This window comes from Stenotrophomonas sp. a6, assembly GCF_030913325.1.
Taxonomy (GTDB): Bacteria; Pseudomonadota; Gammaproteobacteria; order Xanthomonadales; family Xanthomonadaceae; genus Stenotrophomonas; species Stenotrophomonas maltophilia.
Window position 1 is genome coordinate 1,735,517 of record NZ_CP133161.1, and the last position, 18,855, is coordinate 1,754,371.

Genomic DNA, 18,855 nt, shown 5'->3' on the forward strand with positions numbered 1-18,855 from the left:
CTACCATTTCAGGCGTGCGGACCAACGGTCCGCACCCACCAGTGCAGATCCCCACCAACCTGCTTCAGCGTGCCAATCCATCCAGCAACGGCACGCGCTGCGCGATGGCATCACCCACCTGCAGGTCAGCATCACCCGCCTCCAGTGGCAGCACCGCCAGTGCCAGGTCGCCGGCCACGCAGGCGATCGTGCCCAGCGCCGCGCCGTCCTGCTGCACGCCATCGCCGGCCTGCGCCGGTGCCGCGGTATGCATCAGCTGCACCGCGCGCTTGGCCTTGCCGAGGAAGTGGGTGCGGGCGACGATTTCCTGGCCGGGATAGCAGCCCTTCTTCACGCTGTAGCCGTTCAGACGGTCCAGGCCCAGCTGCTGCGGGGTCCACACCTCGCGCTGGCCTTCTTCCAGCCGCGGCAGCCCGTAGCGCAGGTCGGCCTGGCGCCAGGCCAGGGCGAAAGCGGCCTCATCGGTTTCGCTGCCGGCCGCAAAGGCATCGGCGGCGCCGATGCGCAGGGTGCGCGGCAGGGCATCGCTGCCCAGGTCCAGTTCCCAGCCATCACCTGCGGCCTGCGCAATCGCGGCGCCGCTGGCGGCCTCGGGCGCAGTGAATGCCCCGGCCGCCGCCAGATCATCGCGCACCAGCACCTTCACCTTGCGGCGGAACACGAAGCGCTGCAGTTGCGACGCAATCGCATCGGCATCGCCATCCGCCAGCACCAGCATCAGGTGGTCGTCGGCCAACCGCAGCAGCTGGAACACCGCCAGGGTGCGGCCCTTGGCGCTCAACCAGGCACTCCACTGCCAGTGCAGCAGGGGCAGGGCGGTGACATCGCTGCTGAACTGGGCGTGGGCAAAGACAGCCGCATCCGGGCCCTGCAGGCTCAGCAGCTGGTGGCCGGGCAGGCGCGGATATCCGACGAAAGCAGGGGGCAGGTTGTCAGGCACGTGAACGAGGTCTAAAATTTGTGCGTTGCGAGACCGAACATGATAGGCCAAACAACCCCCACTCCCGACGACGAATCTGAAGCCCCGCTGGTCCCCGCGGCACCCGTGCCCGTGGAACAGGAAAAAGCAGAAGAATTCGGCGGCCGCGGCGGACTTGATCCGGTGCGGTATGGCGATTGGGAGAAAAACGGACGCTGCATCGATTTCTGATCAGCATTGAGCCAACGCGGCCGCGTGCCGCCCAGCCGAGACAACGAGCCCAGCGAATGGCGACCAGACAACGCCCACTTTCCCCGCACCTTCAGGTGTATCGCTGGCAGATTCAGATGGCCACCTCGATCCTGCATCGAGCCACTGGCGTCTTTCTGTCTGTTGGTGCCCTCATCATCGCTGCCGGCCTGCTGGCCCTGATGATGGGGCCCGAGTCCTGGAACTGCTTCACCGGCCATGCCGGGGCCTGGTATGGCCGCGTGTTCCTGTTCGCGTGGACATGGTCGTTCGCCTATCACCTGTGCAATGGCATCCGCCATGTGGTGCAGGACTTCGCCATCGGCTTCAGCATCCCCGCCTTCATCCGCAGCAGCTGGCTGTCGGTCACCGGCAGCCTGGTGATCACCCTGCTGGTGTGGGCCTATGTGATGTTCGGAGGTGCCGCGTGAGCAAGTTCCGTACCCCGTTGAAGAACGTGCGTGGCCTTGGCTCGGCGAAGACCGGCACCGAGCACTTCGTGCATCAGCGCCTGACTGCCGCCGCGCTGGTGGTGCTGGGTATCTGGTTCCTGGTCTTCGTGCTGGGCCTGCTGGGCTCGGACTACGCGACCGCCGCCGCCGCCGTGGCCAAGCCGTGGAACGCAGTGCCGCTGATCGGCCTGCTGATCGCCATGTTCTGGCACGCGCAGCTCGGCATGCAGGTCGTGCTGGAAGACTACATCCACGAATCGCTGCTGGCCCTGGTGCTGCAGACCGCGGTGAAGTTCGTCGCCGTGCTCGGCATGATCGTCAGTGTGTTTGCGGTGGGCCGCATCGCCCTCGGCGTTGCCTGAGCCCAGGCACCTACACAGGAATCCAGATTAGATGTCCGCTTACAAGATCACCGAACACAAGTACGACATGGTCGTGGTCGGCGCCGGCGGCGCCGGCCTGCGCGCCACGTTCGGCCTGGCCGCCAAGGGCCTGCAGACCGTGTGCCTGACCAAGGTCTTCCCGACCCGTTCGCACACCGTTGCCGCCCAGGGCGGTATCTCGGCCGCACTCGCCAACATGGGCGAAGACGATTGGCGCTACCACTTCTTCGACACCATCAAGGGGTCGGACTGGCTGGGCGACCAGGACGCCATCGAATACATGTGCCGTGAGGCCATCCCGGCCATCATCGAGCTCGAACACTACGGCGTGCCGTTCTCGCGCACCGCCGAAGGCAAGATCTACCAGCGTCCGTTCGGTGGCATGACCACCAAGTACGGCGAAGGCCCGGCGGCGCAGCGTACCTGCGCGGCGGCCGACCGTACCGGCCACGCGATGCTGCACACCCTGTACCAGCAGTCGCTGAAGCACGATGCGCGCTTCATGATCGAGTACTTCGCGCTCGACCTGATCTTCGACGACGAAGGCGCCTGCCGCGGCGTGCTGGCCCTGGACATGTCCGACGGCACCCTGCACCTGTTCCGCGCCCAGGGCGTGGTACTGGCCACCGGCGGCTACGGCCGTGCCTACTTCAGCGCCACCTCGGCGCACACCTGCACCGGCGACGGTGGCGGCCTGGCCATGCGTGCCGGCATTGCCATGCAGGACATGGAGTTCGTGCAGTTCCACCCGACCGGCATCTACGGCGCCGGCTGCCTGATCACCGAGGGTGTCCGCGGTGAAGGTGGCATCCTGCGCAACAGCAGCGGCGAGCGCTTCATGGAGCGCTACGCGCCGCACTACAAGGACCTGGCCTCGCGCGACGTGGTCAGCCGTTCGATGACCATCGAGATCCGCGAAGGCCGCGGCGTCGGCGAGCACAAGGACCACATCCTGCTCGACCTGACCCACCTCGGCCCGGGCGTGATCGACGACAAGCTGCCGGGCATCGCCGAAAGCGCCCGCATCTTCGCTGGCGTCGACGTGCACAAGCAGCCGATCCCGGTCATCCCGACCGTGCACTACAACATGGGCGGCATCCCGACCAACTACCACGGCGAAGTGGTGCAGAAGGTCGGCGACAACGACAATGCCGTGGTGCCGGGCCTGTACGCCATCGGTGAAGCGGCCTGCGTGTCCGTGCACGGCGCCAACCGACTGGGCTCGAACTCGCTGCTGGACCTGGTGGTGTTCGGTCGTGCGGTGGCCAACCGCTGCGCCGAGACCATCAAGCCGGGCGCATCGCACAAGCCGCTGCCGGCCGATGCCTGCGACAAGGCGCTGGGCCTGCTGGACAAACTGCGCCACGCCAACGGCGATACCCCGACCTCGGTCATCCGCGATCGCATGCAGCGCACCATGCAGGCCGACGCGGCCGTCTTCCGCACCAGCCAGACGCTGAAGGAAGGCTGCGAGAAGATGGACAAGATCTTCGACTCGTTCCAGGACGTGAAGGTCTCCGACCGTTCGCTGGTGTGGAACTCGGACCTGATCGAGACCTACGAGCTGAACAACCTGCTGCTCAACGCGGTGGCGACGATCAACTCGGCCGAACAGCGCAAGGAAAGCCGTGGTGCGCATGCGCACGAGGACTATCCGGACCGCGACGACGTCAACTGGCAGAAGCACACCCTGGTCAGCGTCGACGAGAAGGGCAAGTGCAGCTTCGACTACCGTCCGGTGCACATGTACACGTTGACCGACGACGTGTCCGTGGTGCCGCCGAAGCCGCGCGTGTACTGATCCGACCCCGCCTACCATGCAATCCGCGCCCAAGGGCGCGGGCCGCCTGAGCCAACGAGAGCAGCCATGGCCGAGTTTTCACTCCCCAAGAATTCCAAGATCACGAAGGGCAAGCACTTCCCCGTCAAGAACGGCGGCAAGAACGTGCGCACCTTCAAGATCTACCGCTGGAGTCCGGACGACGACAGCAACCCGCGCACCGATACCTATGAAGTCGATCTGGACGCCTGTGGCCCGATGGTCCTGGACGCCCTGATCAAGATCAAGAACGAGATCGACCCGACCCTGACCTTCCGCCGCTCGTGCCGCGAAGGCATCTGTGGTTCGTGCGCGATGAACATCGACGGCACCAACACCCTGGCCTGCACCCGAGCCATCTCGGACTGCGGCAAGAAGGAAGTGCCGATCTACCCGCTGCCGCACATGAACGTGGTGAAGGATCTGGTTCCGGACCTGACCCACTTCTATGCGCAGTACGCCTCGATCAAGCCGTGGATCCGCACCCAGACCCCGGCACCGCCGGACCGTGAGCGCCTGCAGTCGCCGGAAGACCGCAAGAAGCTGGACGGCCTGTACGAGTGCATCCTGTGCGCCTGCTGCTCGACCAGCTGCCCGAGCTACTGGTGGAACGGCGAGCGTTACCTGGGCCCGGCGATCCTGCTGCAGGCCTACCGCTGGATCATCGACTCGCGCGATGAGGACACCGGTGCGCGCCTGGACGATCTGGAAGATCCGTTCAAGCTGTACCGCTGCCACACCATCATGAACTGCGCCCGGACCTGCCCGAAGGGCCTGAACCCGGCGCTGGCGATCGCCGAGATCAAGAAGCTGATGATGGAACGCCGCGCCTGATCGGCTCTGGCCGTACCCGGTAGAGCCACGCCATGCGTGGCTGTGCCACCGCAGTAGAGCCACGCCTTGCGTGGCTTTGCTGTATCTGGAGAAACACGATGGAAGAAGACGTTCTGCTGAAGAAGCTGCGCTGGCGCTGCCGCCGCGGCATGCGTGAGCTGGACCAGCTGTTCGGCCGTTATCTCGACCACGAATGGAGCACCGCGCCGACCGAGGAGCGCGAGGTTTTCCTGTTCCTGCTCGACTGCGAGGACGATAAGTTGTGGCGCTGGTTCATGGGCTATGAGGCCTGCCCGCATGCGCACGCGATCCCCCTCATGCAGAAGATCCTCGCCCTCAAGCCTTGAGTGGCGCCCCTCGCGGCTGCAGGCCGCCGCCCAGCTGGCGGTGCTGCTGGCCGCACCCTGGCTGCTGCGTGCATCGGATCTGCCGCCCAGGCTGCTGACGCCGGCGGTGTTGCTGGCCTGGGGCATCGGGTTGGCCGAACTGGCCTGGCGCCAGCGCAGGCCGCGCGTGCAGGTGCTTCTGCCGGTACCGCCCGAGCCGCTGCAGGTGGCCGGGCAGGACGTCGATGCACCACAACTGGTCGTGCGTGGGCCGTGGCTGTTGTTGCTCTGGCGTGAGGATCGGTGCCGCCGGCGCCTGCTGTTCTGGCCCGATGTGCTCGATTCCAGGCAGCGACGTGAACTGCGACTGGCCGTGGCCGCACGCGGCGTTTCCCGTAGGCCCCGGTCGATGGCACCATAAGCTGAATTGACCGGCGTGCCTGCATGTTCAAACCCATTCCCGTGGCCATTGGCCTGCGCTACCTGCGCGCCAAGCGCCGCAACGGCTTCATCTCCTTCATCTCGATGGCATCGATCCTGGGCATCGCGCTCGGCGTTACGGTGCTGATCACCACCCTGGCGGTGATGAGCGGTTTCCAGAAGGAAATCCGCAGCCGCCTGCTGCAGATGACCGCGCACACCACCATCAGCCGCGACGGCGAGCCGATGCCTGACTGGATGCGCGTGGTGGACGTCGCCCGCAAGGACCCGCGCGTGGCAGGTGCCGCGCCGTACATCGAGATCCAGTCGATGATCAGCGGCCCGCGCGTGCAGGGCGCAATCATCCAGGGCATCGATCCGGCGCTGGAGCCGAAGGTGTCGGTGATCGACAAGAAGGTCACCAAGGGCAGCTATGACAGCCTCAAGCCGGGCAGCTTCAACGTGCTGCTGGGCAAAGAGCTGGCGGTCTGGCTGGGCGTGGACGTTGGCGACCAGGTGCTGGTGACCTTTGCAGAAGTGCAGGGCACGCCCGCTGGCGCAGTGCCGCGGATGAAACGCTTCACCGTCAGCGGCATCTTCGAGGCCGGCTACAACGAGGTCGACCGCGGCGTCGGCTTCGCCAACATGCAGGACCTGGAGCGCGTGCTGCGTTCCGATGGCGCTACCGGCGTGCGGCTGAAACTGCACGACATGGACCGCTCGCTGGAAGTGGGCGTGGACCTGGCGCAGAGCCTCGGCGGCGCGTACCGGGTAAGTGACTGGACCCAGCAGAATGCCAACCTCTACCACTCGCTGCGCATGGAGAAGGTAGTGATGGGCATCCTGCTGTCGCTGATCATCGCCATGGGCGCTTTCAACCTGGTGTCGTCGCAGGTGATGCTGGTCACCGACAAGCAGGCCGACATCGCCATCCTGCGCACCCTTGGCCTGACGCCGGGCGGGGTGATGCAGGTGTTCATGGTGCAGGGTTCGCTGATCGGCATCTTCGGCACGCTGGCCGGCCTGATCGGCGGCATCACCCTGACCCTCAACCTGGAACGCATCCTCGGCGCCATCGAGAGCGTGTTCAACGTCAAGCTGCTGCCGGAGGATGTGTACTACATCACCGGCCTGCCGACCGACATGCAGACCGGCGACGTGGTGGCGATCACCGTGGTCGCGCTGCTGATGAGCTTCCTGGCCACCCTGTATCCCGCCTGGCGGGCAGCACGCACCCAGCCGGCGGAGGCCCTGCGTTATGAATAAGGTCTTCAACCGCGGCGACGAAGTGATCCGCGCCGAAGCACTGGGCAAGACCTACGCCGAAGGGCGCATGCAGACCCCGGTGTTCGATGGCCTGGACCTGACCGTGACCGCCGGCGAGACGGTGGCGATCATCGGTGCCTCCGGCGCCGGCAAGAGCACGCTGCTGCACCTGCTGGGCGGCCTGGACATTCCAACCGCCGGCGAGGTCTACGTGACCGGGCAGCGCATGTCGGCGCTGTCGGATACCGCGCGCGGTCTGCTGCGCAACCAGGCGCTGGGCTTCGTCTACCAGTTCCATCACCTGCTGCCGGAGTTCACCGCGCTGGAAAACGTGATGATGCCGGTACTGCTGGCTGGCACTGCGGTAGCAGAAGCGAGCAGCCGGGCCACCACGCTGCTGGAAGCGGTGGGCCTCGGCCACCGCCTGGATCACAAGCCGGGCGAGCTGTCTGGTGGTGAGCGGCAGCGTGCTGCGGTGGCGCGGGCACTGGTCAATCACCCAGCCTGCGTGCTGGGTGACGAGCCGACCGGCAACCTGGATGACCGCACGGCCGCCACGGTGTTCGAGCTGATGCTGGAACTGAATCGTGCGCGTCACACCAGCCTGGTGCTGGTCACCCACGACCGCAGCCTGGCGCGCCGCCTCGACCGGGTGCTGGAGCTGCGCGAAGGGCGCTTGCACGCCCTGGCCCACGCCGACGTCTGAGGCGCCGGGGCCGCTTTTGTGGAAGCCGACCCTGGTCGGCTGCTCCTGCAGGGCAGGCGCCAGCCAAGGTTGGTGACTTCCGGAATCCGGGGCCTTGGGTCTGCTTTGGTAGAGGTCGGCCTTGGTCGACCGCCGACCAGCGCCTGAATGGGGCTGTCGGTCGTCGCGCCGCCGTTGCCGGCCCGGGCGCATGATGGCGACAGTTCCCCGAGGAGATCGCCATGAAGACCCCGTTCCTGGTGGCCGGACTCTGCCTGGCGCTGGCCGCGTGTGCGACCACTGGCCGGCTCAGCAGCGCCGAGAAGCTTGACCTGTACCGTGCCCACGCCGGCGCGCCGCAGAACGACATGCAGTTCTTCGGCACCCTCAATGGCTGGACCGAGCTGGGTGACAGCGCGCTTGCGGTATGGACGCGTCCCAGCGAGGCCTACCTGCTGGAGTTGAGGGGGCCCTGCCAGGACCTGCCATATGCCACCGCCATCGGCCTGACCAGCCAGATGAATCGTGTTTCGGCGCGTTTCGACAAGGTGCTGGTGCGCGACCCTACCGGCGGCCCGCGCCTGCCGTGTTTCATCGACAGCATCCGCAAGCTGGATGTGAAGGCACTACGCGCTTCCGAGCAGGAGCTGCGCCAGGCGCAGGTGCAGGAGCGCGAGGAAAACACGAAATAGCGCGGTCGTGCCGGCCGCTGGCCGGCATCGCGCAGATGCCAGGTTGCCGGCCAGCGCCCGGCACTACCTGTGCGTCAGGCTTCCGGAGTGAAGCCGGCCGGCTTTTGCGCGTCCTTCTCGAACAGGAACTTGACCAGTTCGCCTTCAAGGAACGCGCGATGTTCCGGCGTACGCGGCGACAGGCGGTTCTCGTTGATCAGCATGGTCTGGTGCGCCAGCCACGCAGCCCAGGCCTGCTTGCCGATGTTGTTGAAGATGCGCTGGCCCAGCTCGCCGGGGTAGGGCACGAAGTCCAGGCCCTCGGCATCGCGTTGTTCGTACTGGCAGAAGACGGTTCGGGGCATGGCACTCACTCGTGGTTGCGGGGTTTCTTGGAAGTTCGTTTTGGCGTCTTGATCGTCGCGCCGTCGAGCAGTTTGCGGATCGGCGCGGGCAGGCCCAGCGCGCGCAGTTCATCGTAGGCGACCCAGCGCAACGTGGGTTCTTCCACGCGCAGGCCGTTCACCTGGCGCGACAGTACCTGCAGGTGCAGCCTGTAGTGACTGAAGGTGTGCTGCAGCACTGGCAACTCCTCGGCGTCTTCCAGCGAACCTTCAACATGCGCATCGAACCAGTCCTGCAGGTCGCTGCCGGCCTCGGCCTGCGGCAGCGTCCACAGTTGCGCCCAGATGCCGGTGTCCGGCCGCTTCTGCAGCAGCACGCGCTGCTGGGGGTCGCGCAGCAGCAGGGCCACTGCTTCTCGTTCGGGCAGGGTCTTGCTGGGCTTGGGCGTCGGCAGTTCGGCAGTGCGGCCTTCGCGGCGCGCCACGCACGCGTCCTGCAGTGGGCAGATCACGCAGGCGGGTCTGGCGCGGCTGCACACGGTCGCGCCCAGGTCCATCTGCGCCTGGGTGTAATCGGCCATGCGCCCGGTCGGCACCTGCGCCACGTGCGCCTCGGCGATCGCCCACAACTGCTTCTCGATGGCCGGAAGGCCCGGGAAGCCGTCGATGCCGTGGTAGCGGCTGAGCACCCGCTTGACGTTGCCATCGAGGATCGCGAACGGGTCGTTCCAGGCCTGGCTGAGGATCGCACCGGCGGTGCTGCGGCCGATGCCGGGCAGGGCATGCAGTGCGTCGAAGTCACGTGGCAGGTCGCCGTCGTGCAGTTCCACGCAGCGCTTGGCTGCCGCGTGCAGGTTGCGTGCGCGGGCGTAGTAGCCGAGCCCGGCCCACTGCGCCATCACCGCGTCATTGCCGGCGGCGGCGAGGTCGGGCAGGGTCGGGAAGTGCTGCAGGAACCGCTGGAAGTACGGGATGACCGTACTCACCTGGGTCTGCTGCAGCATGATTTCCGACAACCAGACCCGATAGGGGCTGCGCGGATGCTGCCAGGGCAGGTCGTGGCGGCCGTGGTCGTCGAACCAATGCAGCAGGTGGGCGACGAAGTCGTCGGTCTGCGTGGTTCCGGCGCTGGCGTGCGGCTGGCGGGGCATCGGTATTCCGGAGGTGGGCAGCCACCCATGGGGGGCTCTACCGGGCTGCAGTAGAGCCACGCCATGCGTGGCTGCACGGTCTATCAGGCACCCAGCGCTTCGGGCAGCAGGGCGTCAACGAAGGCTTCCGGATCGAATACGCGCAGGTCTTCCGGGCGCTCGCCGATGCCGGCGAAACGGATCGGAATGCCGAACTCGCGGGCCAGCGCGAACACCACGCCGCCCTTGGCAGTGCCGTCCAGCTTGGTCACCACCAGGCCGGTCACGTTCACCGCGGCATTGAACTGGCGCAGCTGCGACAGCGCGTTCTGGCCGGTGGTGCCGTCGATCACCATCAGTACTTCGTGCGGTGCAGTGGCGTCGATCTTGCCGAGCACGCGGCGGATCTTGCCCAGCTCGTTCATCAGGCCGGACTGGGTGTGCAGGCGGCCGGCGGTATCGGCGATCAACACCGAGGTGCCACGGGCCTTGCCGGCCTGCAGCGCATCGAATGCCACCGAAGCGGCATCGGCGTTCTGCCCTTGGGCGACCACGGCCACGCCGTTGCGCTCGCCCCAGGCCTGCAGCTGTGCGACGGCGGCGGCGCGGAAGGTGTCGCCGGCGGCAAGCATCAGGCTGTGGCCTTCATCCTTGAAACGCTTGGCCAGCTTGCCGATGGTGGTGGTCTTGCCAACGCCGTTGACGCCGACGGTCAGCACCACGAAGGGCTTGGCATTGCGGTCGATCACCAGCGGCTTGGCCACCGGCTGCAGGATCGCGATCAGCTCGGCGCGCAGCGCGGCCAGCAGCGCATTTGCATCTGCGAACTCGCGCGACTTCATGCGCTTGCGCAGCCCCTCGACCAGATCGGTGGTGGCACCCACGCCGACGTCGGCGGTGATCAGGGCGGTTTCCAGCTCGTCCAGCAGGTCGTCGTCGAGTTTTGGGTTGCGCGAGAACAGGCCACCGAAGCTGCGCGCGATGACGCTGTTGCGCAGGCGTTCGCGCCAGCCGGGCTTGCCGGCAGGAGCCGGAGCAGCGTCGACCGAGGCGGCAGCAGGCAGGTCGTCGGTGACCGGTGCCGGGGTGGGCTCGGGCAGCGGTGCGGGTGCCGGTTCGATGGCCGGGGTCGCGATGGGGGCGACGTCGATCTGCGCCGTCGGCGCAGGAGCTGCCGGAACCGCTGCGGCTGGGGCCGGAATCGCCGGGGTGGGCTCGACAGCGACCGGAACGGCGGTTGCCGGGGGCGGCTCGACCGGTGCAGGCTCGGCCGGTACGGCTACCGGTGCCGGCTCCTTGTCCTCGACCGGCGCGGCCGACGGAAACGCCGCCGCCAGCTCTTCAGCCGAGTAGTGCTGGGTCTTGGGTGCCTCCGTTGCGGGGGCATCCTGGGGCTTCTTGCGGCGGAAAAAACTGAGCATTGGCAAAAGGCGCTGAAATCAGAGGGATATGCTACCACTCAGGCCTGTCGGGCCGATGTGGACTCAAGGTCGCGGCCGGCCGGCCGTTAACCGGTCCGGAGGGCTGCGCAGGGCGGTCCGGAGACCGCCATGAACAACGTGATGGGAATCGCCCTCGGCGGGATGCGTGCGGCCCAGCAGGGCGTGCAGGTGGCCGCGCACAACGTGGCCAACCTGGCGACTCCTGATGCCCAACGCCTGCAGCTGCAACGCAGTACGGTGGAGGAGGGCGGGGTGCAGGCCGCGGTGACCCCTACCGGCGCCGATGTCAGTGCACCACTGGGTGATCTGCTGGCAGCGAAAGCCGAGGTGGTGGCTTTCGCTTCCAACGCCGCGGTGATCCGACGCCAGGACCAGATGCTGGGCTCGCTGCTGGATCGCGAGGCCTGAACCCGCTCGCCAAGTGCCAACCGCCGCCTGTGGTGGGTGCCAACCTTGGTTGGCACGCTCGATCCGCCCTGGCAGGTGCCAACCAAGGTTGGCCTCTACCAGAGCATCGCCGGGCCATGCCCGGCGACCACCTTGTCGATCAGGCCGACAGCTCCAGCAGCAGCTTGTTCAGGCGCGCCACATAGGCGCCCGGATCCTTCAGGCTGTCGCCGGCGGCCAATGCAGCCTGGTCGAACAGCACCCGGCCCAGATCGTCGAAACGCGCGCCATCGGCTTCAGCATCCAGCTTGGCGATCAGCGGATGGCCCGGGTTGATCTCCAGCACCGGCTTGCTGTCCGGCACCTTCTGCCCGCTGGCTTCCAGGATCTGGCGCATCTGCAGGCCCAGGTCCTGTTCGCCGATGGCCAGCACCGCCGGCGAATCGGTCAGGCGGTGCGAGACGCGCACGTCGGCCACGTCATCGCCCAGCACCGTCTTCAGTCGCTCGACCAGGCCCTGCTTGTCCTTGGCCGCTGCTTCCTGTTCCTGCTTGTCCGCTTCGGTTTCCAGCGCGCCCAGGTCGAGGTCGCCGCGGGCGATGTCGACGAAGCCCTTGCCGTCGAAATCGGTCAGGTAGCCCATCAGCCACTCGTCGATGCGGTCGGTCAGCAGCAGCACTTCCACGCCCTTCTTGCGGAACACTTCCAGGTGCGGGCTGTTGCGCACCTGGCTGTAGCTCTCGCCGGTCAGGTAGTAGATCTTGTCCTGGCCTTCGGCCATGCGGCCGAGGTAGTCAGCCAGCGACACGTTCTGCGCATCGCCGTCGCCACGTGTGGAGGCGAAGCGCAGCAGGCCGGCCACCTTCTCGCGGTTGTTGTAGTCCTCGGCCGGGCCTTCCTTCAGCACCTGGCCGAATTCCTTCCAGAACGTGGCGTACTGCTCCGGCTTGTCTGTGGCCAGCTTTTCCAGCATGTCCAGCGAGCGCTTGGTCAGCGCGGCCTTCATCGAATCGATGACCGGGCCGGACTGCAGGATCTCGCGCGAGACGTTCAGCGACAGGTCGTTGGAATCGACCACGCCCTTGATGAAGCGCAGGTACAGCGGCAGGAACTGCTCGGCCTGGTCCATCACGAACACGCGCTGCACGTACAGCTTCAGGCCCTTGGGGGCATCGCGGTGATACAGGTCGAACGGCGCGCGGCCGGGCACGTACAGCAGCGAGGTGTATTCCAGCTTGCCTTCGACCTTGTTGTGGCTCCATGCCAGCGGATCGCTGTGGTCGTGTGCCACGTGCTTGTAGAACTCGGTGTACTCGGCGTCGCTGATCTCGGTGCGCGGGCGGGTCCACAGCGCGCTGGCGCGATTGACGGTTTCCCATTCGACCGCGGCGCCTTCTTCGCCACCTTCCTTCGGCATCTGGATCGGCAGGCCGATATGGTCCGAATACTTCTTGAGGATGCCGCGCAGGCGCCAGCCATCGGCGAAGTCGTGCTCGCCGTCCTTCAGGTGCAGCACGATGCGGGTGCCGCGCTCGGCCTTGTCGATGGTGGCCACTTCGAAATCGCCTTCGCCGCGCGAGGTCCAGCGCACGCCTTCGCCTGCAGCCAGGCCGGCGCGGCGCGAGGTCACTTCCACTTGGTCTGCAACGATGAAGGCACTGTAGAAGCCGACGCCGAACTGGCCGATAAGCTGCGAATCCTTTTTCTGGTCGCCGGACAGCTGGCGCAGGAAATCGCCGGTGCCGGACTTGGCGATCGTGCCGAGGTGGGCAATGGCCTCGGCGCGGCTCATGCCGATGCCGTTGTCTTCGATGGTGATGGTGTGGGCGGCGGAGTCGAAGCTGACGCGCACGCGCAGCTCGCTGTCACCTTCAAGCAGGGCCGGCTGGGTCAGGGCTTCGAAGCGCAGCTTGTCGGCAGCGTCAGCGGCGTTGGAGACCAGCTCGCGCAGGAAGATCTCCTTGTTGGAGTACAGCGAGTGGATCATCAGCTGCAGCAGCTGCTTGACTTCGGTCTGGAAGCCAAGGGTTTCGGTCTGGGTGGTCTCGGTCATCGATAGGGCTCCATGTGCAATGCCGCGCCAGCGCGTGCGGCCTCGCCAAGGGGTATGGCTGATTGTCCCGAAATCAAGGGGTTGGTCGGCAGGGCTTGCAGCCCTGCACCTGCAGAGGCCGAAGCAACAGCAACAGCAACATCAACAGCAGCAGCGGGCTATCCGTGGGATGGCGGGGCGGTGTGGGTTGGCAGGACACGCCGTAAACCCGTCCCTGGGGGCTCGATGGCGCCATCCATGGCGCCAACGGTCCTGCCAACCCACACCGCCCCGCCTCTGACAGGTTCACGCGGCTGTTGGCAGGTGTCGACCTTGGTCGACACATCTGTCAGATATCGATACATCAAATGGGGTCAGATCCGTTTTCCGCAGGAAAACGGATCTGACCCCAAGAGACCTTCCGGCAGATCGCAGGAAACTGTCGAAGGCGGGGTGGGGCAGGTTGTGGGGGTGTCCGCGGCATGGATGCCGCGGCCAAGCCCCCATGGACGGGTTTACGGCGTCCCCCACAACCTGGCCCACCCCGCCTACCCACAGGGAACCAGCTTTTGCCGTTGCTCTGGCTGTTGCTTCGGTCTCTGCGGGTTCCGGGCGCCGCCCGGACGACTACAATCCCGCTCATGCTGAATTTCTTGAATACATCCCGCCGGGGGCGCCTGTGAGCGGCCGTGGGAGCAATGACGGCCAGGTCCGCATCATCGGCGGTCGCTGGCGCAATACCCGCCTGCCGGTGCCGACCCTGCCGGGGCTGCGGCCCAGCAGTGACCGCGTGCGCGAGACCCTTTTCAACTGGTTGATGCCCAGACTGGGCGGCGCGCGGGTGCTGGACCTGTTCGCCGGCAGTGGCGCGCTGGGCCTGGAGGCGGTCTCGCGCGGTGCCGCCCACGCCACCCTGGTCGAGCGCGACGCGCAGCTGGGACGCAATCTGACCGCGGCCGTGGCCAAGCTCCAGGCCGCCGACCAGATCACCGTGGTGCAGGCCGATGCCCTGCGCTGGCTGCAGGGCGCACCCGCGCAGCAGGCCGATCTGGTCTTCATCGACCCGCCGTTCGCCGATGGCCTGTGGCAGGACGTGCTGGCGCAGCTGCCGCGGCACCTGGCCGCCGATGCCTGGCTGTACCTGGAATCCCCGGCCGGCCACGTGCCGGTGCTGCCGCCGGACTGGCTGCTGCACCGCGAGGGCGGTACCCGCGAGGTGCGCTTTGCCCTGTACCGCCGCGCCACTGCTACACTTTGACCTCATCTGAACATCTGCATCCGCCCATGACCGTGGCCAACCGCCGCATTGCCGTCTATCCCGGCACGTTCGACCCGATCACCAACGGTCATATCGACCTGGTCAGCCGGGCCGCGCCGCTGTTTGAAAAGGTCGTGGTGGGCGTGGCGCAGAGCCCGTCCAAGGGCCCGGCGCTGCCGCTGGAGCAGCGCGTGCAGCTGGCGCGTGGCGCACTGGGCCACCATGGCAACGTCGAGGTCATCGGCTTCGACACCCTGCTGGCCCATTTCGTCCGTTCGGTCCAGGGTGGGGTGCTGCTGCGCGGCCTGCGCGCGGTGTCCGACTTCGAGTACGAGTTCCAGATGGCCAGCATGAACCGCCACCTGATCCCCGAGGTCGAGACCCTGTTCCTGACCCCGGCCGAGCAGCACAGCTTCATTTCGTCCTCGCTGGTCCGCGAGATCGCGCGCCTGGGCGGCGACGTGTCCGGCTTCGTGCCGGCCGCGGTGCTCGAAGCCCTGCGCAAGGTCCGCGAAGCGAAGGCGGCACAGTCGTAAGCCCCGCTGTACCCGCACCCCATTACGTACAACACCACGCACCATTCCGGGAGGAAACCCATGAACACCACCATGCGCGCGATGCTGATCGCTTCGTTGGCCCTGGCCTTCACCGCCTGCAAGAAGGAAGAGGCCGCTCCGGTCGACGAGGCCAAGCAGGCCCTGGTCGCCCCGGCCAAGGATGATGATGCAGGCTGGAAGAAGTACCTGCAGGAAGTGGCGATCCAGAACATGGGCAACATCACCAACAGCCCGTTCCTGTACTACCTCTCGCCGGAATCGGACCCGGACTTCCAGGCCAAGTACGAGCGCCAGACCGAGAGCGCGACCCAGGCCGTGGCCCGTGGCGTGCAGCCGGGCAACATGCTGGCCTTCGGTTCGTCGGCCTCGGGCAAGATGGCTGACATGATCCAGGCCGTGTTCAAGGACGTGTCGCCGGATTCGATGAAGGGCGTGCGCGTCGTCTTCATCGGCCAGTCGGCCGACAACGCCCGCGTTCAGGCTGCGATCCAGCCGACCGGTGCCGAGTACATTTTCGTCGAAGCCAAGTAAGACCGAGCCATGGCGGCCATGCTCCGGCATGGCCCGGGCGGCGTCCTGCAAGGGCGCCGCTGATGACCTGACCGGCCCGCGCGCCCGCGCTGGCCGGTCCTTTGTCCCAGGGCGCGGGCGAGGAGTATCGCCGTGTCGCTGAAAATCAACGAGCTCTGCGTCAACTGCGACGTATGCGAGCCGGCCTGCCCGAACCAGGCCATTGCGATGGGTGAAACCATCTACGTGATCGACCCTGCGCGCTGCACCGAATGCGTGGGTCATTTCGACGAGCCACAGTGCGTGGTCGTCTGCCCGGTCGAGTGCATCGATCCGGACCCGGAGATCGTGGAAACGGAAGACCAGCTGCTGGCCAAGCTGCGCCAGCTGCAGCACGATCACCCCGAACTCTATGCGGAGCCCCCATCCGAATGAAGACGCTGATCGTCCGCCCCCTGTTGCTGCTCGGCCTGCTGCTGAGCCCGATTGCCTGGGCCGACAGCCCGGCCCGTGCCGAGCGCCCCGACGGCGCGGCCATTGCCAGCGGCCACGCGCTGGCCACCCAGGCCGGCATCGACATCCTGGCGCAGGGCGGCAACGCCTTCGACGCCGCGGTGGCGGTATCGTCCACGCTGGCGGTGGTCGAGCCGATCAGTTCCGGGCTGGGTGGCGGTGGCTTCTTCCTGCTGCACGACGCGGCCACCGGCAAGGACGTGATGCTGGACGCGCGCGAGACCGCGCCGGCCGCGGCAACGCCGCAGGCCTTCCTCGACAAGCAGGGCAACCTCGACCGTGACCGCTCGGTCAACGGTGCCTGGTCGGCCGGTATTCCGGGCCTGCCTGCGGCGCTGGTCGAGCTGTCGGCCAGGCACGGCAAGCTGCCGCTGTCTGCATCGCTGCAGCCGGCGATCCGCATCGCGCGCGAAGGCTTCCCGGTCTACGACCGCATGGCCAAGGGCTATGCCTCTCGCCGTGAGGTGATGGAGCGCTATCCCGGCACCCGTGAGGTCTACCTGCGCAACGGCAAGCCGATCACCAGCGGTGACCTGTTCAAGCAGCCGGAGCTGGCACAGACGCTGGAGCGCTTGGCCGCAGGTGGCTTCGATGGCTTCTACAAGGGCCAGACCGGAAAGCTGTTGCTGGCCGGCGTGAAGCAGGCCGGCGGCCAGTGGACCGCTGAAGAGCTGGCCGGCTATCGCGTGAAGCAGCGCGAACCGATCGTGTTCAACTACAACGGCTGGAAGATCACCACCGCTCCGCCGCCGTCGTCCGGTGGCATCGCGCTGGCCAGCATGCTGCAGATCCTGGAAGGCTGGGACATCAACAAGATGGACCCGGCGCACCGCACCCACCTGGTGGTGGAGTCGATGCGCCGTGCCTACCGCGACCGCACCTTCTTCCTCGGCGATCCGGACTTCGTGCAGATCCCGCAGAAAGTGCTGACCAGCAAGGACTACGCACAGGGCCTGCGGGCGACCATCCATCCGGAGAAGGCCACGCCCAGCGACCTGCTGTCGGGCAACCCGACGCCGCTGGAAGATGACGAGACCACGCACTTCTCGATCATCGACCGTGACGGCAACCGGGTCGGCGCGACCCAGACCGTCAACCTGCTGTACGGCTCGGGGCTGATTCCGAAGGGCACCGGCGTGCTGCTGAACAACGAGATGGACGACTTCGCGCTGAAGCCGGGCACGCCCAACGCGTTCGGCGTGATGGGCTACGAGGCCAATGCGCCGAAGGCGGGCAAGCGCATGCTCAGCTCGATGACCCCGACCTTCATGGAGAACGCCGACAAGGTGGTGGTGCTGGGCACCCCGGGTGGCAGCCGCATCATCACCATGGTGCTGCTGGGCATCCTCGGCTACGACGCCGGCCTGGACGCGCAGCAGGTTGCCGCGCTGCCGCGCTACCACCACCAGTGGCTGCCGGACCTGATCGAAGCCGAGGACGATGCATTCGACGCGGCCACGGTGAAGCAGCTGCAGGCGATGGGTCACAAGATCGACCTGCCGGGCAATGTGGCCGCCGGGGGCCGTGGGTCCAGCCACGTGTGGGGCAACCTGCAGACCGTGGAATGGGACCGGAAGGCCAACAAGCTGTTTGGCGGCAGCGACCCGCGCAACCCGGTGGGCAGCGCCCTGGTCGTGCCGGCACGCTGATACGGTCGTGCCGGCCGCTGGCCGCCAATCTGGCTGTTTACCGAAACCCCGCCCTTGACGGCGGGGTTTTCTGTTTCCTTTCTAGCGATTATTTAACGAGCCGGCGCCGATAATCGACACATGAAACTCTGGTCTATTCGTGGAAACTCGCAGCGCCTCGACGGCGGCGCGATGTTCGGCAACGCGCCGCGCGCGTTGTGGGAAAAATGGGCGGCACCGGACGAGCTCAATCGCATCGAGCTGGCCTGCCGTGCGCTGCTTGCCAGCCCGCTGGAAGGCAAGACCGTGCTGTTTGAAACCGGTATCGGGGCGTTCTTCGATCCGCGCATGCGTGAGCGCTATGGCGTGCAGGAAAGCCAGCACGTACTGATCGATTCGTTGCGCGAAGCAGGTTTCGAGCACGAGGACATTGATGTCGTCGTGCTCAGCCACCTGCATTTCGATCATGCCGGTGGCCTGCTGGCGGCATGGAGCGAAGGGCGTGAGCCGGAACTGCTGTTCCCCAATGCGACCTATGTGGTCGGTGCGCAGCATTGGCAGCGCGCCATGCAGCCGCATCCGCGCGACCGTGCCAGCTTCATTCCGGAGCTGCCTGGCCTGCTGCAGGCCAGCGGTCGCCTGGAAGTAGTGGACGGCGAGTATTCGAAGGTTCTGGGTCGCAGCGTTCGCTTCAGCTACAGCGATGGCCACACGCCGGGGTTGATGCTGGCCGAGATCGTCGGCCACGCGCACGCCGGCGAAGATGCGCACGGCGGGGTGGTGTTCTGTGCCGACCTGATCCCAGGGCGCTCATGGGTACACGTGCCGATCACCATGGGCTATGACCGCAATGCCGAACTCCTGATCGACGAGAAGCGGCAGTTCCTTGAGGACAAGCTGGCGCGCAACGTGCATCTGTTTTTCACGCACGACCCGCAGGTGGCGCTGGCGCAGCTGGGTCGCGATGACAAGGGGCGTTTCGTGACCCTGCACGAGCAGGGTGAACTGAAGGCGCGCGCGCTGGGGTGAC

General features: G+C 66.6%; 22 protein-coding genes. 17 read left to right on the top strand and 5 right to left on the bottom strand.

The window, feature by feature from the left end:
• Window positions 1–64 precede the first annotated feature (64 nt).
• Complete coding sequence (locus Q9Q79_RS08100; RefSeq protein WP_099484521.1) at window positions 65–940, bottom strand: folate-binding protein YgfZ; 876 nt, start codon at window positions 938–940, stop codon at window positions 65–67.
• A gap of 39 nt (window positions 941–979) precedes the next feature.
• Between Q9Q79_RS08100 and Q9Q79_RS08105 the strand changes: the two genes are divergently transcribed.
• From Q9Q79_RS08105 to Q9Q79_RS08150, 10 genes are all read left to right on the top strand, one after another.
• A complete protein-coding gene (locus Q9Q79_RS08105) occupies window positions 980–1,150 on the top strand; it encodes a DUF1674 domain-containing protein (protein WP_005409075.1) in 171 nt (56 codons plus the stop codon).
• A gap of 56 nt (window positions 1,151–1,206) precedes the next feature.
• Entirely contained in the window at window positions 1,207–1,599 is a 393-nt protein-coding gene (sdhC, locus tag Q9Q79_RS08110; RefSeq protein WP_005409076.1) for a succinate dehydrogenase, cytochrome b556 subunit, read from the top strand.
• Window positions 1,596–1,982, top strand: a complete 387-nt coding sequence (gene sdhD / locus Q9Q79_RS08115) for a succinate dehydrogenase, hydrophobic membrane anchor protein (protein WP_005409077.1) — start codon at window positions 1,596–1,598, stop codon at window positions 1,980–1,982. Before sdhC ends, sdhD begins: the two co-directional genes overlap by 4 nt.
• A gap of 31 nt (window positions 1,983–2,013) precedes the next feature.
• Window positions 2,014–3,804, top strand: coding sequence for a succinate dehydrogenase flavoprotein subunit (gene sdhA, locus Q9Q79_RS08120; protein ID WP_005409078.1), 1,791 nt, complete (start codon window positions 2,014–2,016; stop codon window positions 3,802–3,804).
• 66 nt (window positions 3,805–3,870) lie between these two features.
• A complete protein-coding gene (locus Q9Q79_RS08125) occupies window positions 3,871–4,656 on the top strand; it encodes a succinate dehydrogenase iron-sulfur subunit (protein ID WP_005409079.1) in 786 nt (261 codons plus the stop codon).
• A gap of 98 nt (window positions 4,657–4,754) precedes the next feature.
• Window positions 4,755–5,003 carry a succinate dehydrogenase assembly factor 2 gene (locus Q9Q79_RS08130; protein WP_005409080.1) on the top strand — a complete coding sequence of 83 codons (249 nt, stop codon included), beginning with the start codon at window positions 4,755–4,757 and terminating at the stop codon, window positions 5,001–5,003.
• Window positions 4,954–5,403 carry a hypothetical protein gene (locus tag Q9Q79_RS08135; RefSeq protein ID WP_043035022.1) on the top strand — a complete coding sequence of 150 codons (450 nt, stop codon included), beginning with the start codon at window positions 4,954–4,956 and terminating at the stop codon, window positions 5,401–5,403. Before Q9Q79_RS08130 ends, Q9Q79_RS08135 begins: the two co-directional genes overlap by 50 nt.
• A gap of 23 nt (window positions 5,404–5,426) precedes the next feature.
• Window positions 5,427–6,668, top strand: a complete 1,242-nt coding sequence (locus Q9Q79_RS08140; protein ID WP_005409082.1) for a lipoprotein-releasing ABC transporter permease subunit — start codon at window positions 5,427–5,429, stop codon at window positions 6,666–6,668.
• Window positions 6,661–7,374 (top strand): lipoprotein-releasing ABC transporter ATP-binding protein LolD, encoded by a 714-nt coding sequence (lolD, locus tag Q9Q79_RS08145; protein WP_005409083.1) that lies wholly within the window; start codon window positions 6,661–6,663, stop codon window positions 7,372–7,374. The genes Q9Q79_RS08140 and lolD overlap by 8 nt, the downstream gene beginning before the upstream one ends.
• Window positions 7,375–7,595: 221 nt before the next feature.
• On the top strand, window positions 7,596–8,045 hold the full coding sequence (locus Q9Q79_RS08150; protein WP_005409084.1) for a DUF6491 family protein: 450 nt from the start codon (window positions 7,596–7,598) through the stop codon (window positions 8,043–8,045).
• Between the two features lie 74 nt (window positions 8,046–8,119).
• On the opposite strand, the gene Q9Q79_RS08155 is transcribed toward Q9Q79_RS08150, so the two are convergent.
• The 3 genes from Q9Q79_RS08155 to ftsY all read right to left on the bottom strand — a co-directional run bounded on the left by Q9Q79_RS08155 (window position 8,120) and on the right by ftsY (window position 10,919).
• Window positions 8,120–8,389, bottom strand: coding sequence for an oxidative damage protection protein (locus Q9Q79_RS08155; RefSeq protein ID WP_005409085.1), 270 nt, complete (start codon window positions 8,387–8,389; stop codon window positions 8,120–8,122).
• A 5-nt stretch (window positions 8,390–8,394) separates the two neighbouring features.
• Window positions 8,395–9,519, bottom strand: coding sequence for an A/G-specific adenine glycosylase (gene mutY / locus Q9Q79_RS08160; protein ID WP_049395489.1), 1,125 nt, complete (start codon window positions 9,517–9,519; stop codon window positions 8,395–8,397).
• Between the two features lie 83 nt (window positions 9,520–9,602).
• Entirely contained in the window at window positions 9,603–10,919 is a 1,317-nt protein-coding gene (ftsY, locus tag Q9Q79_RS08165) for a signal recognition particle-docking protein FtsY (RefSeq protein ID WP_012479774.1), read from the bottom strand.
• 129 nt (window positions 10,920–11,048) lie between these two features.
• Here ftsY and Q9Q79_RS08170 point away from each other — a divergent pair, with 129 nt between their 5' ends.
• Window positions 11,049–11,348 carry a hypothetical protein gene (locus Q9Q79_RS08170; protein ID WP_201864067.1) on the top strand — a complete coding sequence of 100 codons (300 nt, stop codon included), beginning with the start codon at window positions 11,049–11,051 and terminating at the stop codon, window positions 11,346–11,348.
• Window positions 11,349–11,487: 139 nt separating this feature from the next.
• On the opposite strand, the gene htpG is transcribed toward Q9Q79_RS08170, so the two are convergent.
• Entirely contained in the window at window positions 11,488–13,380 is a 1,893-nt protein-coding gene (gene htpG, locus Q9Q79_RS08175) for a molecular chaperone HtpG (RefSeq protein ID WP_012479776.1), read from the bottom strand.
• A 640-nt stretch (window positions 13,381–14,020) separates the two neighbouring features.
• On the opposite strand from htpG, the gene rsmD reads away from it, so the two are divergent.
• The 6 genes from rsmD (at window position 14,021) to Q9Q79_RS08205 (ending at window position 18,854) form a co-directional block, all read left to right on the top strand.
• Window positions 14,021–14,617 carry a 16S rRNA (guanine(966)-N(2))-methyltransferase RsmD gene (gene rsmD / locus Q9Q79_RS08180; RefSeq protein WP_308150307.1) on the top strand — a complete coding sequence of 199 codons (597 nt, stop codon included), beginning with the start codon at window positions 14,021–14,023 and terminating at the stop codon, window positions 14,615–14,617.
• A gap of 26 nt (window positions 14,618–14,643) precedes the next feature.
• On the top strand, window positions 14,644–15,153 hold the full coding sequence (gene coaD / locus Q9Q79_RS08185) for a pantetheine-phosphate adenylyltransferase (RefSeq protein WP_005409091.1): 510 nt from the start codon (window positions 14,644–14,646) through the stop codon (window positions 15,151–15,153).
• Between the two features lie 60 nt (window positions 15,154–15,213).
• On the top strand, window positions 15,214–15,705 hold the full coding sequence (locus Q9Q79_RS08190; protein ID WP_005409092.1) for a hypothetical protein: 492 nt from the start codon (window positions 15,214–15,216) through the stop codon (window positions 15,703–15,705).
• Between the two features lie 132 nt (window positions 15,706–15,837).
• Window positions 15,838–16,119 carry a YfhL family 4Fe-4S dicluster ferredoxin gene (locus Q9Q79_RS08195; RefSeq protein WP_004153175.1) on the top strand — a complete coding sequence of 94 codons (282 nt, stop codon included), beginning with the start codon at window positions 15,838–15,840 and terminating at the stop codon, window positions 16,117–16,119.
• Complete coding sequence (gene ggt, locus Q9Q79_RS08200) at window positions 16,116–17,846, top strand: gamma-glutamyltransferase (protein WP_049395944.1); 1,731 nt, start codon at window positions 16,116–16,118, stop codon at window positions 17,844–17,846. The genes Q9Q79_RS08195 and ggt overlap by 4 nt, the downstream gene beginning before the upstream one ends.
• 120 nt (window positions 17,847–17,966) lie before the next feature.
• Complete coding sequence (locus tag Q9Q79_RS08205) at window positions 17,967–18,854, top strand: MBL fold metallo-hydrolase (protein ID WP_005412984.1); 888 nt, start codon at window positions 17,967–17,969, stop codon at window positions 18,852–18,854.
• Window position 18,855: the final 1 nt, after the last annotated feature.

Bases quoted from the DNA above. Each gene is read 5' to 3' on its own strand.
- Q9Q79_RS08140 (WP_005409082.1), top strand. From the start codon at position 5,427: ATGTTCAAACCCATTCCCGTGGCCATTGGCCTGCGCTACCTGCGCGCC.
- Q9Q79_RS08105 (WP_005409075.1), top strand. From the start codon at position 980: ATGATAGGCCAAACAACCCCCACTCCCGACGACGAATCTGAAGCCCCG.
- Q9Q79_RS08150 (WP_005409084.1), top strand. From the start codon at position 7,596: ATGAAGACCCCGTTCCTGGTGGCCGGACTCTGCCTGGCGCTGGCCGCG.
- mutY (WP_049395489.1), bottom strand. From the start codon at position 9,519: ATGCCCCGCCAGCCGCACGCCAGCGCCGGAACCACGCAGACCGACGAC.
- Q9Q79_RS08155 (WP_005409085.1), bottom strand. From the start codon at position 8,389: ATGCCCCGAACCGTCTTCTGCCAGTACGAACAACGCGATGCCGAGGGC.
- lolD (WP_005409083.1), top strand. From the start codon at position 6,661: ATGAATAAGGTCTTCAACCGCGGCGACGAAGTGATCCGCGCCGAAGCA.
- htpG (WP_012479776.1), bottom strand. From the start codon at position 13,380: ATGACCGAGACCACCCAGACCGAAACCCTTGGCTTCCAGACCGAAGTC.
- coaD (WP_005409091.1), top strand. From the start codon at position 14,644: ATGACCGTGGCCAACCGCCGCATTGCCGTCTATCCCGGCACGTTCGAC.
- ggt (WP_049395944.1), top strand. From the start codon at position 16,116: ATGAAGACGCTGATCGTCCGCCCCCTGTTGCTGCTCGGCCTGCTGCTG.
- ftsY (WP_012479774.1), bottom strand. From the start codon at position 10,919: ATGCTCAGTTTTTTCCGCCGCAAGAAGCCCCAGGATGCCCCCGCAACG.
- Q9Q79_RS08125 (WP_005409079.1), top strand. From the start codon at position 3,871: ATGGCCGAGTTTTCACTCCCCAAGAATTCCAAGATCACGAAGGGCAAG.
- sdhC (WP_005409076.1), top strand. From the start codon at position 1,207: ATGGCGACCAGACAACGCCCACTTTCCCCGCACCTTCAGGTGTATCGC.
- sdhA (WP_005409078.1), top strand. From the start codon at position 2,014: ATGTCCGCTTACAAGATCACCGAACACAAGTACGACATGGTCGTGGTC.
- Q9Q79_RS08205 (WP_005412984.1), top strand. From the start codon at position 17,967: ATGAAACTCTGGTCTATTCGTGGAAACTCGCAGCGCCTCGACGGCGGC.
- Q9Q79_RS08130 (WP_005409080.1), top strand. From the start codon at position 4,755: ATGGAAGAAGACGTTCTGCTGAAGAAGCTGCGCTGGCGCTGCCGCCGC.
- Q9Q79_RS08135 (WP_043035022.1), top strand. From the start codon at position 4,954: ATGCGCACGCGATCCCCCTCATGCAGAAGATCCTCGCCCTCAAGCCTT.
- Q9Q79_RS08190 (WP_005409092.1), top strand. From the start codon at position 15,214: ATGAACACCACCATGCGCGCGATGCTGATCGCTTCGTTGGCCCTGGCC.
- Q9Q79_RS08170 (WP_201864067.1), top strand. From the start codon at position 11,049: ATGAACAACGTGATGGGAATCGCCCTCGGCGGGATGCGTGCGGCCCAG.